Origin of the sequence: Lentzea aerocolonigenes (assembly GCF_000974445.1) — a bacterium.
Taxonomy (GTDB): Bacteria; Actinomycetota; Actinomycetes; order Mycobacteriales; family Pseudonocardiaceae; genus Lentzea; species Lentzea aerocolonigenes.
In genome coordinates this window covers 187,139-205,400 of record NZ_BBOJ01000021.1, presented here as the reverse complement: position 1 = coordinate 205,400, position 18,262 = coordinate 187,139, and the positions used below count along the sequence as shown (strand labels likewise).

The window sequence follows — 18,262 nt, the reverse complement described above, 5'->3', positions numbered from 1 at the left end:
CACGGAGGACTACCAGTGTCCACTGCAGACACGAGCACCACGGACATCGCGGTCGTCGGGATGTCGGGACGGTTTCCCGGCGCTCCGGACGTGCACCGGTTCTGGCGCAACCTGAGCGAGGGCGTCGAGTCGATCACGCCGCTCGACGCCGCCGACCTGCTGGCGGCGGGCATCCCCGCGGAAGTGCTGGGCCAGCCCGGTTTCGTCAGGGCCGGCGCGATCCTCGACGACATCGACCTGTTCGACGCGGGCTTCTTCGGCTTCACCGCACGGGAGGCGGCGCTGCTGGACCCGCAGCAGCGGATCTTCCTCGAATGCGTGTCGGAAGCGCTGGAGGACGCCGCCTGCGTGCCGGGCGAGCAGGACGTGATCGGTGTCTACGCCGGCGCGAACCTGCCGACCTACCTGATCTCGAACTTGCTGGGCGGCGCGCGGCTAACGCCGAACGCCACCGCGTTCGAGCTGATGATCCACAACGACAAGGACTACCTGGCCACCCGCACCGCCTACAAGCTCGACCTGCACGGGCCGTGCGTCACCGTGCAGACCGCCTGCTCGACGTCGCTGGTCGCGGTGCACCTGGCGTGTCAGGCGTTGCTGAACGAGGAGTGCGACGTCGCGGTCGCGGGCGGCGTGTCCGTCCGGGTGCCGCAGCACACCGGTTACGTGCACGAGGAAGGGCTGGTCTTCTCCAGGGACGGGCACTGCCGCCCGTTCGACGCGGAGGCGAGCGGCACGGTGTTCGGCAGCGGCGCCGGTGTGGTCGTGCTCAAGCGCCTCGAGGACGCGTTGCGCGACGGCGACCACGTCGAAGCCGTCGTGAAGGCCTCCGCCACCAACAACGACGGCTCCCGCAAGGTCGGGTACACCGCACCGAGCATCGACGGGCAGACCAGCGTGATCGCCACCGCGCTCGAGGTCGGCGGGCTGGACGCGTCGACCATCAGCGCGGTCGAGGCGCACGGCACCGGCACGCTGATCGGTGACCCCATCGAGGTCACCGCGCTCACCAGGGCGTTCCGCGAGCACACCGCGGAGTCCGGGTACTGCGCGCTCGGCTCGGTCAAGTCGAACGTCGGCCACCTGGACACCGCGGCGGGCATCACCGGGCTCATCAAGGCGATCCTGCAGCTCAAGCACGAACAGCTGGTGCCGAGCCTGCACTTCACCCGCCCGAACCCGCAGATCGACTTCGACCGCACCCCGTTCCAGGTCAACACGAGCCTGGTGCCGTGGAAGCCGAACGGCACCCCGCGCCGGATCGGCGTGAGCTCGTTCGGCATCGGCGGCACCAACGCCCACGTGATCCTGGAGGAGGCGCCGAGGACGGCCACCGAGCCCGGCCCTGCCGAGCGCGAGCAGGTCGTGCTGCTCTCCGCCGCCACGCCCGCCGCCCTCGACGACGCGACCGCCCGGCTCGCCGAACACGTCGGCGCACAACCGGAACTCGACCTGGCCGACATCGCCGCCACCCTGCAGACCGGACGCGCGCACCGGCGCTACCGGCGTTCCGTCGTGTGCACCGACCTCGCCGAGCTGCCGGGACTCCTCGAGGGCGAAGCGCCCGACCGGGTGTCCACCTGGGACAGTCGAGCCGAGGAACCCGGTCTGGTGCTGCTGTTTCCCGGTCAGGGCACCCAGTACCCCGGCATGGGGCGCGGCCTGTACGAGACCGAGGAGCACTACCGCGCCACCGTCGACAGCTGCCTGGAACTGTTGCGGCCGTTGCTGGACAGGGATCTGGCGGAGCTGCTGTTCGACGGCGACCCCGCCACGCTCACCGACACCCGGTACGCCCAGCCCGCGCTCTTCGTCACGGAGTACGCGCTGGCGGTGCAGCTGGAGGCGTGGGGAATCCGGCCCGACGGCATGGTCGGGCACAGCGTCGGCGAGCTGGTCGCCGCCTGCCTGGCCGGCGTGTTCACCCTGCCCGACGCGCTGAAGGCGGTCGTGACCAGGGCACGCCTGATGGCCGAGCAGCCGCCGGGAGCGATGCTGTCGGTCGCGGCGGGCGAGGCCGTGGTGCGGCCGATGCTGTCCGGGAACCTCGCCGTGGCGGCGGTCAACGCCGACGAGCTGGTCGTCGTCTCCGGTCCGGGTGACGAGGTCACCGCGTTCGCCGAAGCCCTGGCCGCGCGGGACGTCACCGCACGTCCGCTGCGGACGTCGCACGCGTTCCACTCGCCGATGATGGACCCGGTGGTCGAGCCGTTCACCGAGCACCTGCGCTCGATCACGCTGCGACCGCCCACGCGGCGCTTCACGTCCAACGTCACCGGCACCTGGATCACCGACGAGCAGGCGACCGATCCGGCCTACTGGGCGCGGCAGATCCGCGCGGGCGTTCGGTTCGCCGACTGCGTGCGCGTCGCGACCGCGGGTGGGCCGTTCGTGATCGCCGAGGCCGGCCCCGGTCACGCGCTGGGCACGCTGGCGAGGCAGAGCCTGCCGCCGCGCAGCGCGGTGTTCGCCACGATGCGGACCGCCACCGACGAGCGGGCCGACGGCGTGGTGCTGCGGGAAGCGCTGGGCAAGATGTGGGGTGCGGGCGTCGGGGTCGACTGGACCGCGCTGCACCGCGGCGCTCGGCGCAGGATCTCGTTGCCCACCTACCCGTTCCAGCGCCGGCGCCACTGGGTCGAGCGGTCCGACGGCGGCGGTGTCGTCGCGCACGTCGAGATCACGCCGGACGTCGACGCGAACGACGAGCGGTCGCTGCTGCTGGCCGACTACGTGGCGCCCCGCGACGACCGGGAAAGGCTCGTCGCCGGGGTGTGGGAGGAGTTCTTCGGGATCAGCCCGATCGGCGTGCACGACAGCTTCTTCGAGCTCGGCGGCCACTCGCTGCTCGCGTCCCGCGTCGTGACCAGGCTGCGCGAGCTCGGCGTCGAGGTCACGCTGCAACAGCTGCTCGCGGCACCCACCATCGCGGGCGTCGCCGCGTCCGACGGACAGTCCACATCGGACGCACTTCCGGTCGTCACGCCCGATCCCGAGCACCGGTTCGAGCCGTTCCCGCTGCTGGAGATCCAGCAGGCGCAGTGGATCGGCCGGTTCGGCAGCTTCGAGATGGGTGACGTCGCCGCGCACGTCTACCTGGAGTACGAGAGCGACTCGCTCGACCTCGAACGGCTGGAGGCGGCGTGGCGCAAGGTGGTCGACCGGCACGAGATGCTGCGCGCGGTCGTGTTGCCCGACGGACGGCAGCGCGTGCTCGAATCCGTTGAGCCGTACCGCATCGAGGTCGACGAACTGGGGCCGGAGGCGGTGCGCGAGCGGATGTCCGCGCAGATGCACACCGTCGACCAGTGGCCGCTGTGGGAGGTGCGGGCGACCCGTGGCGCCGGCGGCCTGCGGGTGCACGTGAGCTTCGACCTGATCGGAGCCGACGTCGCGAGCTTCTTCTTCCAGGTGCAGCGGGACTGGCAGCGGTTCTACGAGCACCCGGACTGGAATCCCGCGCCGCTCGGCCTGTCGTTCCGCGACTACGTGCTCGCCGAGTCCGCGATGCGCGAGACCGCGGTCTACGAGCGGTCGCTGGAGTACTGGCGGGAGCGCGTGCAAACGCTGCCGCCCGCACCGGAGCTGCCCGCGCTCAGCGCACCGTCCGGGCCCGCCGAGTTCTCCCGCAGGCACGCCAGGATCGACGTCGACCGGTGGAACCGGATCAAGCAGATCGCCGCGTCGCACGGCGTCACGCCGACCAGCGTGCTCGTGGCCGCCTACGCGGCCGTGGTCGGGCGGTGGAGCAAGTCGCAGCACTTCACGCTGAACCTCACCGCGGTCAACCGGCTGCCGTTCCACCCCGAGGTCGACGAGCTGGTCGGCGAGTTCGCGTCGTTCAACCTGCTGGAGGTCGACCTGCGCGAGGCGCCGGTGTTCGCCGACGTCGTCGTGCAGGTGCAGCAGCGCAGCTGGCAGGACCTGGAGCACCGGCACGTCAGCGGCGTCCGGGTGCTGCGCGAGCTGGCACGGGTGCGCGGCTCGGCCACCGGCGCGCTGATGCCGGTCGTGTTCACCAGCGCGTTGATGCAGGACCCCGGCACGAGCGGTGGGCCGTTCGCGTGGCTGGGCACGCAGCAGCACGCGATCTCGCAGACCCCGCAGGTGTCGCTGGACCACTTCGTCATGGAGGTCGACGGCGCGCTCGACCTGTCGTGGCACGCGGTGGACGAGCTGTTCCCCGAGGGGTTGCTGGACGACATGTTCGACACCTACCGCGCGCTCGTCGAGAGCCTCGTCGAGGAACCCGCGTGGCAGGCCGTGGGCGTCACCCTGCCCGCGTGGCAGGAGAAGGTGTTCGCCGAGGCCAACGCGACCGAGGGCGAGCTGCTGGACATGCTGCTGCACGAGGCGGTCTTCGCCCGTGCGCTGTCCGTGCCGGACGTTCCGGCGGTCTGGTCGGACGGCACGTGGCTGACGTTCGGCGAGCTGTGCGGCCGGGCGGTGCGGCTCGCCGAGTCGTTGCGCGAGAACGGGGTCGGCCGCGGCACACCCGTCGGCATCGGTGTGCAGAAGGGCTGGCGGCAGACGGTCGCCGTGCTCGGCGTGCTGGCGGCCGGCGGGATCTACGTGCCGATCGCCCCCGACCTGCCGGAGGAACGCCGCCAGTGGCTCGTGGAGCACTCCGGGGTCGCGTGCGTGGTGAGCGAGATCGACGAGAACGCCGACTGGCGATCGGCCGATCTCGCGGGCTGGGAGTGCCCGGCGCAGCCGGACGACGTCGCTTACGTGATCTACACGTCCGGGTCGACGGGCGTGCCCAAGGGCGTCGCGGTCACGCACCGGTCGGCGTTCAACACCCTGGCGGACGTGTGCACCCGGTTCGGTGTCGGTGCGGGAGACCGGGTCCTCGGCCTGTCGTCGCTGAGCTTCGACCTGTCGGTGTTCGACGTCTTCGGCGTGCTCGGTGTGGGCGGAGCGCTCGTGCTGCCGGAGCCGGAGGCGGGACGCGACCCCGGCCGGTGGTGGGAGCTCGTGACCGAGCACGAGATCACCGTGTGGAACACCGTGCCGGCACTGGCCCAGATGCTCGCCGAGCACGCCGAGGGCCGGTCGGACCGGCTGCCGTTGCGGGTGATGCTGCTGTCCGGCGACTGGCTGCCGGTCAGCCTGCCGGACCGGGTGCGGGCGTTCGCGCCCGGCTGCTCGGTGGTGAGCCTGGGCGGTGCGACGGAGGCCGCGGTGTGGTCGATCTTCCACGCGATCGAGGAGGTCGATCCGGCCTGGGTGTCGATCCCGTACGGCAAACCGTTGCGCAACCAGGCCTTCATGGTGGTGAACGCGCTCGACGAGCACTGCCCGGTGTGGGTGCCCGGCGAGCTGCTCATCGGTGGAGCCGGTGTCGCGCAGGGGTACTGGCACGACGAGGAACGCACGGTGCGGAGCTTCACCGACGGCTGGTACCGGACCGGTGACCTCGGCCGGTACTGGCCGGACGGGGTGATCGAGTTCCTCGGCCGGGAGGACTTCCAGGTCAAGATCGGTGGCTACCGGATCGAGCTGGGCGAGGTCGAGCACGCGTTGCTGGACCACCCGCGGGTCGCGCAGGTCGTCGTCACGGCGGCCGGAGACCGGGGCCACCGCAGGCTCGTCGCCTACGTCGTGCCGGACGCGGAGCTCGACGATCCCCTCGACCAGGAAGGGTTGCGGGCCCACCTGGCTGACCGGTTGCCGTCGTACATGGTCCCGGCGCAGTTCGTCGTGCTCGACCGGCTCCCGTTGAGCAGCAACGGAAAGGTCGACAGGACGGCACTGCCGGACCCGGCCGCCGACCGGGTGGACGAGGGCGACCCGATCGTCGACGACCGGCTGCGGGCGCTCGTCGACCAGCTGCTGGCGATCGTCGCCGACGTCCTGTCCCGGCAGGACGTCGGCCCGCACGACAACTTCTTCGACCTCGGCGGCGACTCGATCCTCGGCATCCAGGCGGTGACCAGGGCCAACGCGCTCGGCCTCCCGGTGACGCCGCAGCAGTTGTTCGAGCACCAGACCGTCGCGCAGCTCGCGGGTGCGCTGGTGCGGTCCGGCATCACACCGGTGACCGCGGAGTCCGCCCCGCTCACGCCGTACCAGCGCGCGCTGCTCACCGATCGGGCCGAGTGGGTCGTGCTGGACGTCGCCGAGCACTTCGACCCGGCCGTGGCGGAGGAGGCGCTGGCCGAACTGATGGCGCGGCATCCCGTGCTGCGGCTGGTGGTCGACGCCGACGCCGGTGAGCAACGGGTGCCCGCCGAGCCGGGGGACCGGCCGTACGTCGCGGACATCGACCTCTCCGCGCTGCCCGACGGCGAGCGGGACCAGCTCATGGACCAGATGGTCACCGAGATCGCGCACGAGCTCGATCCGTCGGCCGGTGAGGTGGTCGGGCTCGCGGTGTTCGGGCTCGGTGACCGCGGCCGGAAGCTGGTCTGGATCCTGCACCGGCTGGTCGCCGACGAACGGTCGTGGCAGATCCTGCTCCGAGAGTTCGCCTCGGCGTACGACCAGCTGTCGCGGCACGAACCGGTGCGCTGGCTCGAACCCGCTGGTCCGTACACCGCGTGGGCGAGCGCCGCCGAACTGCCCGCGATCACCACCGGTGCCGGCGCCGTGCGGGACCGGACGTTCCACCACGCGATGCCGGTCGAGTGGAGGGACGACACCTTCGGCGCGTTCCACGTGTCGCTGACCGAAACCCTGGCCGCGGCACTGCTCCTGGCGGTGGACGGGCGGGTCGTCGTCGCTCGCGGTGCCGAACGGGTCCAGGGCGCCGCCGACCTGAGCGCGACGGCGGGCCGGTTCACCACGCTGACCCCGTTGCCGCGCCCGGATCAGGACGCGGCGGTGCCCGACGTGATCGACGCGGTGAAGGACGGTTTCCGCACCACGACGACCGACGAGGTGGAACTGTCCGAAAAGGACGTCCTGTTGCACGAGGTTCCCGCCGACTGGCGGCTGGTAGGACCTGTCGGGCTGCCAGAGGACTTCGCGGGCCCCGAACACCAGGGCTCGTCGCCCGCCGGTCCGCGGCTGGAGATCGGTGCGGCCGTGGTCGACGGCGTGCTGCGGATCCGGTGGCGGCACTCGCAAGACGCCGACCCGGCCGAACTGGCCGCACGGTTCGAACAGGCGCTCGACCGCATCGTGGCGTACGGCCGCAGCGCGGGAACCGGCTCCTACCGCACGTCCGACTTCCCGCTCGCAGGGCTCGACGAGGAAGGCCTCAACTCCTTCCTCGCCCGCTTCGGCGACGACGACTGAGAGGCAGTGATGGCGAAGAACATCGAGGACGTGTACGGCCTCTCGCCGATCCAGCAGGGCCTGCTGTACGAGCAGCTGCACCAGCCGGCGAGCGGGGTGTACGTCGAGCAGCTGAGCATCACGTTCGCCGGCGCCATGAGGCCGGAGGAGTTCGGCAGGGCGTGGCAGCTGGTCCTCGACCGGCACCCGATCCTGCGCACCACGTTCCACTGGGACGACGGGGGAGAGCCGCTGCAGGTCGTGCACCGCACCGCGACGCTCCCGCTCGACCTGCAGGACTGGCGCGACCAGCCGGCCGACGAGCAGGAACGGCGTTTCCAGGCGTGGCTCGTCGAGGAACGCCTCCAGGGCTTCGACCTCACGGCGGTGCCGCTGATGCGGGTGTCGCTGATCCGTCGCGACGAGGACACCTGGACGTTCGCCTGGCGCTTCTCGCACCTGCTCATGGACGGCTGGTCGTTCGGCCTCGCGATCATGGACTTCTTCACCTGCTACCGGGCGGTGTGCCGCGGTGAGGACCCCGGTCTTCCCGCCGCGGTGCCGTACCGCAACTACGTCGGCTGGTGGCGTGGCAGGACCACGACGACCGAGGAGAAGTTCTGGCGCGAGGAGCTGGAGGGTTTCGCGCCGGTCGCCTCGCTCGGTCTCGCCCCCGACCCGGTCTCGCTCGGCAAGATGGGCGTGCACGACTACGTGCACGTCACGCTGGGCGACCTCGCCGAGGACATCCAGGCGCTGGCGAAGCAGCACCAGCTCACCCTGCCCACGATCACCCAGGCGGCCTGGATCCTGTTGCTCAGCAGGCATCTCGGCGCCGACGACCTCGTCACCGGCGTGACGATCGCGCACCGGCCGCCGGACCTGCCCGGCGCCGGCGGCATCCTCGGCCCGATGATCGTGACGTTGCCGGTCCGCACGCGGCTCGACCGCTCCGAGCGGCTGGTCGAGTGGCTGCGCCGGTTCCAGGCGGAGCAGGCAGCGATGCGGGAGCAGTGGGCGCTGCCGCTCGTGGAGATCCAGCGGCTCGCCGACGTCCCGATGCCGTTGCTGCAGACCACCGTGTCGTACGAGAACGTGCCGATGCCGGACCTGCGGCTGGACGACGTCGGACTGACCCTCGTGGACGCGGTGTACGACGGGCGGACGCACTACCCGATCACCATGGTCATCATGCCCGGCGACGACATGCCGCTGCGCATCATGCACGACCTGCGGCACTTCGGCCGGGACGCGGGCCTCACCATCGCGGCGCAGCTCCGCGCGCTGCTCGAACAGGTGGTGCGCAACCCCGGCATGCGCATCGGTGACCTCGATCCCCGCCCGCGGCAGGAGATCACCGCTTTCGCCGGCCACGTCGCCGCACCGCTCGTGCCGGTGCCGCCGGGCACCGTGCAGGACCGGTTCACGCACTGGGTGCAACGGCAGCCGACGGCGGTCGCCGTGCGGTGCGGCGACATGAGCATGACGTACTGGCGGCTCGACCAGACGGCCAACGGCATCGCACACCTGTTACGGGCACGGGGAATCGGCCCCGGTTCGCTCGTGGGCCTGTGCGTGGAACGCTCCGCCGACCTCGTCGTCGCCGTGCTGGCGGTGCTCAAGGCCGGAGCGGCGTACGTGCCGCTCGACCCGGAGTACCCGCCGGAGAGGTTGCGGTACCTGGCCGACGACGCGGACCTGCCGCTCGTGCTCGCGAGCGCCGCGGTCGCCGACGTGGCTGCCGAGCTCGGCCGTCCGGTCCTGCGGCTCGACGACAGGACCCTGTGGCCGGAGGCCTCCGCGCCGCCCGCCGTCGACATCACCGGGGACGACCTCGCCTACGTGCTCTACACGTCCGGCTCGACCGGTCAGCCGAAGGGCGTGCGCGTCACGCACCGCGGTGTGCTCTCGCTGTTGTCCGCCGCGCACGACACGTTCGGCTTCCGTTCCGACGACGTGTGGACGCTGTGCCACTCCTACGCGTTCGACTACACCGTCTGGGAGATGTGGGGAGCACTCGCACACGGCGGCACGCTCGTCGTCGTGCCACCCGGTCTCGCGCGGGATTCCCTCGCGTTGCAGGACCTGCTGGAGTGCGAGGGCGTGACGGTGCTCAGCCAGACGCCCGCTGCGTTCGAGCAGCTCGCTCCGCGTGACGACCTGGCGCTGCGCTACGTGTTCCTCGGCGCGGACCGGCTCGACCCGCGCACGTTGAGGCCGTGGCTCGGGACGGACGTGGCGCTGGTGAACCTGTACGGGCTCACCGAGGCGAGCGTGGTCAGCACGTTCCACCGGATCGCCCACGACGAGATCGAGCACGGGGACGGCGCGAGCGTGATCGGCTCGGCGCTGCCGAACCAGCGGCTGTACCTGCTCGACGCGTCGGGAAGGCCGGTCCCCACCGGGGTTCCCGGCGAGATCCACGTGTCCGGCGACGCCGTCGGGCTCGGCTACCACGGGCGTGAAGAGCTGACCGCCCAACGGTTCCTGCCGGACCCGTTCGTGCCGGGCGCGACCATGTACCGCACCGGCGACCTCGCCCGCCGGCTTCCCGACGGCGAGCTCGAGTACCTCGGCCGCGCCGACGGGCAGGTGAAGGTGCGCGGGTTCCGCGTCGAGCCGGGCGAGGTCGAGTCCGTGCTGCGGGCGCATCCGAACGTGCTGACCGCCTGCGTGGTCGTGCGGTCGGGCGCGCTGGTGGCGTACGTGGTGCCGGACGGTGAGCGCGTGCCGGAACCCGAGTTGTTCCTGCACCTGCGGGAACGGTTGCCCGCGCACATGGTGCCCGCCGCCCTCGGCTGGATCGCCGCGGTGCCGACGACACCCAACGGCAAGATCGACCACGCCGCGCTGCCCGACCTGCGGATCGCCGGTCAGGCCGTGGAGAAGGTCGCGCCGCGGACCGATCTCGAACGCCGGATCGCGGAGTTCGTCGCGGCGCAGCTCGGCCTGGAGGAGCTCGGCGTGCTCGACGACCTCGGTCAGCTCGGCCTGCACTCCGTGCTCGCCATGCGGTTGTCCGCCCACCTTAAGCTGGCGCACGGGGCGGAGGTCCCGGTGAGCCTCCTGCTGGTGAACCCGACGGTGGAACGGATCGCGCAGGCGGTGGCCGGTGAGTGACCAGGCGTGGCGGGCCGCCGTCCGCGAGCTCGCCGAGCGCGAGATCCGGCACCGGTCCGCCGAAATGGACCGGACCGCGCGGCTGGATCCCGTGCTGCGCAGGGAGTTGTTCGCGGCCGGTCTGATGGCGGTCGAGATCCCGCGCGTCTACGGCGGTCGCGGCGGAACCCTCTTCGACGCGATGGTGTGCATCGAGGAGGTGGCGCGGGTCGACCCCGGTGTCGCGGTGGTGGTCGACGTGCACAACGCGTTGATCGTCAGCACGATCCTCCGGCAGGGCAACGGTGATCTCAAACGGCGGTACCTGACGGCGCTCGCCCGCGGCTCGATCGGCGCGTTCGCGCTGTCGGAAGAGCAGGCGGGCAGCGACGCGCTCAACCTGGAGACCGTCGCCGAGCCGGTGCCGGGCGGATTCCTGTTGCGCGGCAGGAAGAAGTGGACCAGCAGCGCGGTGCACGCCGACCTGTTCCTGGTGTTCGCGTCGTCACCGGAGGGCAAGGACGCCTCGGCGTTCCTCGTCGAACGCGGCACGCCGGGGCTCACCGTCGCCGAACCGACCGACCAGCTCGGCGTGCGGGCGGCGGCGACGGCCCAGCTCACGCTCGACGGCGTGCGGGTGCGGGCCGTGGACGCGGTCGGCGGCGTGGGTGCGGGACGGTCGGTCGCCCTGGAGGCGCTGGACATCGGCAGGCTCGGCATCGCGGCCCAGATGGTGGGGCTCGCGCAGGGCGCTTTGGAGCTGAGCCTGCGGTACGCGTCCCGGCGCGAGCAGTTCGGCAGCCGCATCAACACGTTCCAGGGCGTGCAGTTCCCGATCGCCGCGGTGGCGACAAGGCTGGAGGCCGCGCGGGCGTTGACTTACGACGCCGTGCGCGCCATCGCGCAGGGCTGCTCACCGGTGGAACGGCTGCGGTTGACCGCGATGGCCAAGCTGTTCGCGGCCGAGGTCGCGGAGGAGGCCGCCGGCGTCGCCGTGGAGGTGCACGGCGGCATCGGGTACGACCGCGCGCACCCGGTGGAGAAGCTCCTGCGCGACGCCAAGGCGGGCAAGATCTACGAGGGCACGGACAACATCCTGCTGCGCACCATTTTTCCCACGCTGACCGCTCCGGTGCCGGTCGGGTGAGCCCGGTGCGTCCACAGATGTTCTGCTTCCCGTACGCGGGCGGCTCGTCACGCGCGTACGTGCCGTTGCGGCAGGCACTCGGCCAGGTGGCGGACGTCCACCTGGTCGAGCTGCCTGGCCGCGGCAGCCGGATCCGGGACCGCCCGGTGGACCGCCTGGCCCCGTTGCTGGACGACCTGCTCCCCACCCTGCTGCCGCACCTCGACCAGCCGATCGTCCTCTTCGGACACAGCCTGGGTGCGCTGCTGGCGTTCGAGACCGCACGACTGCTGCGCACCCGTCACGGTCGCGTGCCGGCACGGTTGATCGTCTCCGGCCACCGCGCACCGCACCTGCCGCTGCGGGAGTCGAGAATCCACCACCTGCCCGACGACGCGTTCGTGACCCGGCTGCGCGAGCTGAACGGCACCCCGGACGAGGTGCTGCGCAACGCGGACCTCATGCGGCTGCTGCTGCCTGCCCTGCGGGCCGACTTCACGGTCTCGGAGTGCTACCGGCTCGTGCCGGGGGAGCCGCTGGACTGCCCGATCTCGGTGTACGGCGGGACTCGGGACGCGGACATCCCGGTCGCGGACCTGCACGCGTGGGCGCGGCACACCCGCGGGCGGTGCCGGGTGGACCTGTTCGCGGGGGACCACTTCTTTCTGCACACCGAGGAGGTCGCGCTGGTGAGGGCGTTGTGCCGGGACTTGCAGTGGTGACGTGGGCGGAGATCACGTTGGTGGTTCGGGACCTGGGTCGTGTGCGGAGGCGGGGCACACCGAGGAACTCTCCTCGATCAGGTCGCTGAGACGCACCACCTGCGGTGCGTGGGGGCGGGCACGTCGTTGGGCACGCCCGAACGGCCGCGGTGATCAGAGCCCTGCGGTCACGAGTCTCCCAGCACGTCGAACAGCTCGCTGCGGCCCGTGATCCGCAGCTTCCGGTACACCTGGGTCAGGTGCATCTCGACGGTGCGGCGGGTGACGAAGAGCGTGCTCGCGATCTCCTTGTTGGTGCGTCCGGTCACCGCGAGTCTCGCCACCTGGCGTTCGGTCGCGGTCAGCGACTCCACGCCGTGGACGCGGCCGCGGGCCCGGCCGCCGGCTTCGCGCAGCCTGCGTTCCAGCACGGTGGACAGCACTGTCGCGCCCGCCTCGTCGGCGAGTGCGCAGCCCTGCTTGAGCCGGTGCCGCGCGTCGCGGGCGCGGCCTGCTCTGCTGAGGGCCGTGCCCAGTTCGCCCAGTGCCACGGCCAGGTCGAGTTGCGCGTGGCTGTCCTCGAGCACGTTGATGGACTCCATCAGCAGGTCGCGTCCCGCGTTGCCGCCCACCGTCTGACCGGTCGAGCACAACGCCACGCCCAGCCGGTGTGCCCGGCAACCCTGGCTGCGGGCCTCGGCCAGTTCCTCGTCGGCCAGCCTGCGCGCGGTGTCGCGGTCGCCCAGCGCCAGCAGCGCGCGGACGGCGTGCACCCGCCACGGCACCGCGTACGGGCCGAAGTCTCCCCACGAGGACAACAGATCGCCGCAGCGCATGATGTCCGACAGGCCACTCACCGGGTCGCCGAGCGCCTGCCGCAGTCGTCCGCGGCCCAGCAGCAACGTCACCCGGTGCCAGCGCGGCGGGGTGTCGCTGTCGAGGTCGGCGTCGGCCAGCAGTCTGCCCGCCGACTCGAGCTCACCGCGTTCCAGCAACGTGTCGACCAGCGGGCCGAGCGCCGCGGTCAGCGGTGCCTGCCGGGCCTCGTCGTCCAGGCTGCTCAACATCTCCAGCGCGGCGTGCGTGTCGGCCGCCGCCTCGGTCACCCTGCCCAGCCGCAGCAGCACCTCGGCCCGCAGGCTCCGCGCGAGCACCTCCTGCACCGGGCCCTGGCGCTTCGCTGAGACCCATTCCGTGGTGTAGGGCAGGATCCGGTCGTGGTGGCCGGTGGACAGCACCGCCCGCGCGGTCATCAGCCACGCGAGCGGCAGCCCCGGCGACCCGGCCGGTGCCAGCAACCGCCAGGCCTCACCGGGTTCCACGCCGCACGCGGACGCACCGGTCAGCGCCGCCGCGATCTGTTCCGCGCTCTCGCTGTGCTCGCCGTGCCGCAGCCTGCGGGTCGCGCGCAGGGCCGCCGTGTGCAGGGACGGGTCGTCGATCGTGGTGGTGATCAGCTGCAGCTCGATCCGGGTGCGGAGGAGCTCGTCCGCGGTGGTCGAGGTCGCCACCTCGTCGAGCAGCCGGACCGCTTCTTCCGCACGCCCGAGCAGGTGCAGCGCCTGCGCCTGCTGGAGCGCGACCGTCGCCCTGTGCTGCACGTCGGTCAGCTGGTAGGCCTCCGCGAGGTGTTCGGCCGCCTGGCTGGGCGCGAGCTCCAGCTCGGCGAGACCGAGCAGGTGCACGATCTTCACCCTGGCCTCGTTCGGCAGCGGGCGGGAGAGCAGCTGCCGCAGCAGCGGTACTCGCGCCGCGGCCGTCTCGGTCTCGTGCAGGTCGCGCACGACGTCGAGGAGCAGCCGGACGGTCAGCGGCGACTCGACCGCGTCGGAGCCGAGCAGGAACGACACCATCGTGCGGGGCGCGGCACCCGAGCGTTGCAGCTGTTCGGCCGCGATGAGGTGCAGCAGCGGCCGGTCGGCTGGCGGGATGGCGTTGCGCATCGCGGCCGCGACGACGGGGTGCTGGAACGCCACGATCTCCCCGGCGCGCAGCAGGCCGAGGTCGGTCATCGCCATCACCGCGTGCGCCGCGTCGATCGACGACACCCCGGCGACCTCGCTGACCAGTGCGAGTTTGGCGTGGTCGCCGAGCAGCGCGACGGCCTGCGCCACCGGCAGGCACGCGGGCACGGTGTGCGGCAGCCTGCTGAGCAGCCACGGGTGGATGCTCGGCGGCACCACCTCGGTGATCGACGACGGGAGTTCGTGGTACCAGGTCAGGGCTTCCAGCACCTCACCCACGAGGAACTGGTTGCGGCCGCACCACCACGCCAGCGAGGCGGGCAGCCCCGGCGGCACCGACCCGAGCGCCCGTGCGGCGAGATCACGCAGCGCCGTTCCGTCCAACGGTCCCAGGCGGACCCGTGACGTGGAGCTGTGCGACCGCAGCATCTCGTCCAGCAGCACCGGATCGGGGCCGTTGCTGCCGCTGAGCTTCGAACAGAGGACGGCGACCGGGCGCCCGCGCGTGCGACGGCTCAGGAACGCGAGGCAGTGCAACGAGGACAGGTCGCACCAGTGCAGGTCGTCGACCACGATCAGGACCGGCGCCTGCCTCGCGAGCTCCAGTACCGCGCGGTGCACGTCGCGGCAGGCGGTCTGCAGGTCGTCCTGGGCCGCGTGCGGGTCGAGGACGGTGTCCTCCTCCGCCCATCCGCACAGCCGCCGGATCAGGTTGAGCTCCAGGTGGGACTCGTACCGGCTCGCGCAGGTCGAGAGCACGACGAACCCGCGGCGTTCCGCGGCGATCGCGGCGGAACGCAGGAGCGTGGTCTTGCCCGTGCCCGCACCGCCTTCCGCGAACAGCACCGCGTCGTGCCCGAGAGCGACGAAGTCGAGGTGCTGTTCCAGCGCGGGTAAGTCGGGTGGTGTGTCTGACACGTCGCACGTGTCCAAAGTGGACCTCGGAAACGGGAACCGCACCCCTAGTGGTGTCGATTCGACGTCGAAACTCATCAATCTCCCCCGGTTGTCGTGTCGGTGTGCCTACTGCTTGACCGGTTTCCCCTTCCGCCACACGTGCGTGACGAGCTCCGGTCGTGCGAGCACGGAGATGTCCGCGACGGGGTTGGCGGAGAGCGCGATGACGTCTGCGTCGTAGCCCTGTTCGAGCAGACCTGACCTGGGTGCCTGCCCGCCCAGGGTGAGCGGGGCGGCCGCGGTGCCGGCCTCGATCGCCTGCAGCGGGGTCATGCCCGCGGCGACGAGGTGGCCGAACTCCTCGCCGTTGCGGCCGAAGGACAGGGGAGTGCCCGGCCGGCTGAGCCCGAGATCGGTGCCGGCGGCCAGCTGCACACCGGCGGACAGCGCGACCTGCATGCTCACCAGGTGTTCGTCGGCGAGCCGCGCCACCTTGTCCCGCCAGTGCGGCGGCAGCACGCCGAGACTCGCTTTCAACGCCGCGAACACCGTGCGGGTCGGCACGAGAACCGCGCCGCTCTCCTTGATGGCGGCCGCGGTCTCCTCGTCGATCTGGCTGCCGTGCTCGATCGTCGTGCAGCCCGCCGCGGCGGCGGCCAGCACGCCCGCCTTGCCGTGACAGTGCGCGGCGACCGCACGTTCGGCGCGGCCCGCCTCCTCGACGACCGCGCGGAGCTCCGCGTCGCTGAACTGCCGGTGGTACGGATCGTCCAGTTCGGACACGACCCCGCCCGAGGTGCACACCTTGATCACGCGTGCGCCCTCGCGCAGCTGGAGCCGGACGGCCTTCAGACACTCGTCGACGCCGTCGGCCAGGATCTGCATCCCGTTGGCGCGGCACGGATCGCTGACCGACTGGTAGGGCAGGCGGTGTGCGTCGGAGTGACCGCCGGTCTGGCTGATCACCTTGTTGGCGCTGTAGATCGACGGCCCTGCCAGTGTGCCCTCGGCGACCGCGGCCGCGAGGTGCACGCCGTAGCCGCCCAGGTCGCGGACGCTCGTGAAACCGGCCTGCAGCAACACTTCCGCGTCCTTCGCCGCCCGCACGGTCGCGAGCGGTGCGGGCGTCAGCATCATCTCCTGGGTGCTCGCCCCGTCACGCACCCCGGCGAAGTGCACGTGACAGTCCCACAGTCCCGGCATGACGACGGGAACGGAGACGGTCGGGTGCTCCCCGGCCGGGGCGGTGTCGCGCGGACCCGCGTAGGAGATGCGGTCGCCGTCGATCACGACGGTGGCGTTGGACAGTGGTGATCCCCTGCCGGGAATCATCACCTCCGCATCGATGCGGTACATGCAATTCCCCCAGGAGGATCGTCAGAGCGGCTTGCGCCCCAGCATGGCCCCGTTGGCCCCGGCTGCCTCGAAGCTGACGAACTCGATGTCGGTGAAGCCCGCGTCGGTCAGCCAGGTCTCGTACTCGTGCTTGCGGTAGTTGGCGCCGCCGGAGGTCTCGACCAGCATGTTGAGGCTCATCAGCGCGCCTTCGAGCGGCCCGTCACCGTCGTCGGAGACGAACACCTCGCAGACGATGACCGTGCCGCCGGGCTCGACGGCCTCGTACACCTTGCGCACCAACGAAGCGTCGAACTCGGGGCCCCAGTTGTGCAGCACGGAGGACAGCAGCACGACGTCGTGCCCGCCGGGAAGTCGTTCGTCCTTCAGGAAGTCACCGGGTGCGGCGGAGATGCGATCCGCCATGCCCGCCGCGGCAGCCGCCTGCTCGGCCAGCGGAGCCACCGACGGCAGGTCGTACACCGTCGTGTGCAGGTTTTCGTACACCCGGCCGAGTTCGATGCCGTACACACCGCTGCCACCACCGACGTCGAGCAGCTTCTTCGCGCCGGAGAGGTCGACGGCCTTGGCCAGTGCGGCCGCGGTGTAGGCGGAGATCGACCTCATCGCCGAGTAGAACAGCTGGGCCTCTTCCTGCGAGATGTCCTCGAACGGACTGTCCTGCGTCTTCGGGTCCCACATGGTCGGAGCGTTGGTGCGCAACGCTTTCAGCAACTCTCCCCACGACTCGTACGCGCGGACGTTCTTGAGCTTCACGTAATCGCCGAAGTAGTGCCGCTTGCCGAGGACGAGGAACTCCTCCGCCACGGCCGAGTTGCGGTAGTGCTCGCCGTCGGATTCGAGCAGTTCCAGTGCCGTGCAGGTGGTCAGCAACATCACGGCCGGTCGCTCCACGAGACCGAGGTCGCGGCACACGTCGGCCGTCGTCGCGGTCACGACCTTGGAGAGGTAGTCGAAAAGACCGAGGTCCACCGCCGCCGCCAGAGCCTTCGTCATTCCGAAACCGCTCGCGATTCGCATGAGCGGTGTCGGCGTGACCCTGCCCGCAGGTGCAACCATGCCATCCCCCTTTGAACACGGAAAGTGAGTGATTCCCCAGAGAACGTTGCAGTCAGTACATGACTGACGGTCAGTCACACTGTAGCCCAGGCCGGTCTGGATTGGGAACCTTCGGTATCAACCGACCAAAACCCTGCGTGCACACTGTGTTCGTGAAGGACGGAGTGCGAGGACGTGTCGGCCAGGCGGGACCGCTCAACCGGGCCCGCATCGTCAGAGCGGCGATGCGCGTGGTCGAGCGCGACGGCGTCGAGGTGCTGACGATGCGGCGGCTGGCCGACGAGATCGGGACGGCGCCGATGTCGCTCTACCGGCACGTCGCCGACAAGCGCGAGGTGCTGATGGAGCTGCTCGAGGCGGTCTCCCGGCAGATCACCGGCCGTCGTCTGCCGGCGTCACCGGACCCGCGCAGGCGGTTGCTCGACACCGTCACCGTGGTGCACGACGTCCTCGAGGGCAACCGCTGGGTCGTGCAGGCCGTGCTCGCCGTCGAGGAGCTGCCGCCCAGCGCCCTGCACCTGTCCGAGCACATGTTCGCCGCCATGCGGGAGGCCGGGCTGGACGAGCGCGCCGCGGCCGTCGCGCACACCGCCATCTGGCACTACACGTGGGGACACGTGTTCTTCGGGCACCTGTCGGCCACGTCGGCGCGGACCTACGACCAGCAGGAACCGGCCGGTCGGGACGGCTACGAGGAGCTCGCTCACGTGGCGCCCGCGATGCGTGAGCTGATGACCCGGGACGTCTTCCGGGAAGGTCTCGAGGCCATGGTCGACGGCTTCCTCGCTCGCTGACCCAGTTTTCTTATTGGAAACGGGTTTCGGTTAGGCTGTCCTTGT

At 71.2% G+C, this 18,262-nt stretch carries 8 protein-coding genes; 5 read left to right on the top strand and 3 right to left on the bottom strand.

Annotation, left to right across the window (positions count from 1 at the left end):
- Positions 1-15 precede the first annotated feature (15 nt).
- The 4 genes from AOM45_RS35840 to AOM45_RS35825 are packed head-to-tail and all read left to right on the top strand — an operon-like array spanning position 16 to position 12,168.
- Complete coding sequence (locus AOM45_RS35840) at positions 16-7,242, top strand: hybrid non-ribosomal peptide synthetase/type I polyketide synthase (protein WP_030471141.1); 7,227 nt, start codon at positions 16-18, stop codon at positions 7,240-7,242.
- A 9-nt stretch (positions 7,243-7,251) separates the two neighbouring features.
- Entirely contained in the window at positions 7,252-10,341 is a 3,090-nt protein-coding gene (locus AOM45_RS35835; protein ID WP_030471142.1) for a non-ribosomal peptide synthetase, read from the top strand.
- Positions 10,334-11,467 carry an acyl-CoA dehydrogenase family protein gene (locus AOM45_RS35830; RefSeq protein WP_035912390.1) on the top strand — a complete coding sequence of 378 codons (1,134 nt, stop codon included), beginning with the start codon at positions 10,334-10,336 and terminating at the stop codon, positions 11,465-11,467. Before AOM45_RS35835 ends, AOM45_RS35830 begins: the two co-directional genes overlap by 8 nt.
- 5 nt (positions 11,468-11,472) lie before the next feature.
- On the top strand, positions 11,473-12,168 hold the full coding sequence (locus tag AOM45_RS35825; protein ID WP_156094186.1) for a thioesterase II family protein: 696 nt from the start codon (positions 11,473-11,475) through the stop codon (positions 12,166-12,168).
- Between the two features lie 167 nt (positions 12,169-12,335).
- On the opposite strand, the gene AOM45_RS35820 is transcribed toward AOM45_RS35825, so the two are convergent.
- The 3 genes from AOM45_RS35820 to AOM45_RS35810 form a co-directional block, all read right to left on the bottom strand.
- Positions 12,336-15,029, bottom strand: a complete 2,694-nt coding sequence (locus AOM45_RS35820; RefSeq protein ID WP_162185724.1) for a LuxR C-terminal-related transcriptional regulator — start codon at positions 15,027-15,029, stop codon at positions 12,336-12,338.
- 105 nt (positions 15,030-15,134) lie between these two features.
- Positions 15,135-16,364 (bottom strand): metal-dependent hydrolase family protein, encoded by a 1,230-nt coding sequence (locus tag AOM45_RS35815; RefSeq protein WP_081902507.1) that lies wholly within the window; start codon positions 16,362-16,364, stop codon positions 15,135-15,137.
- A gap of 21 nt (positions 16,365-16,385) precedes the next feature.
- The gene (locus tag AOM45_RS35810; RefSeq protein WP_030471147.1) at positions 16,386-17,384 is read right to left on the bottom strand and encodes a methyltransferase; all 999 of its coding nucleotides are present in this window, start codon (positions 17,382-17,384) and stop codon (positions 16,386-16,388) included.
- A gap of 191 nt (positions 17,385-17,575) precedes the next feature.
- On the opposite strand from AOM45_RS35810, the gene AOM45_RS35805 reads away from it, so the two are divergent.
- Positions 17,576-18,217, top strand: coding sequence for a TetR/AcrR family transcriptional regulator (locus tag AOM45_RS35805; RefSeq protein ID WP_162185725.1), 642 nt, complete (start codon positions 17,576-17,578; stop codon positions 18,215-18,217).
- Positions 18,218-18,262: the final 45 nt, after the last annotated feature.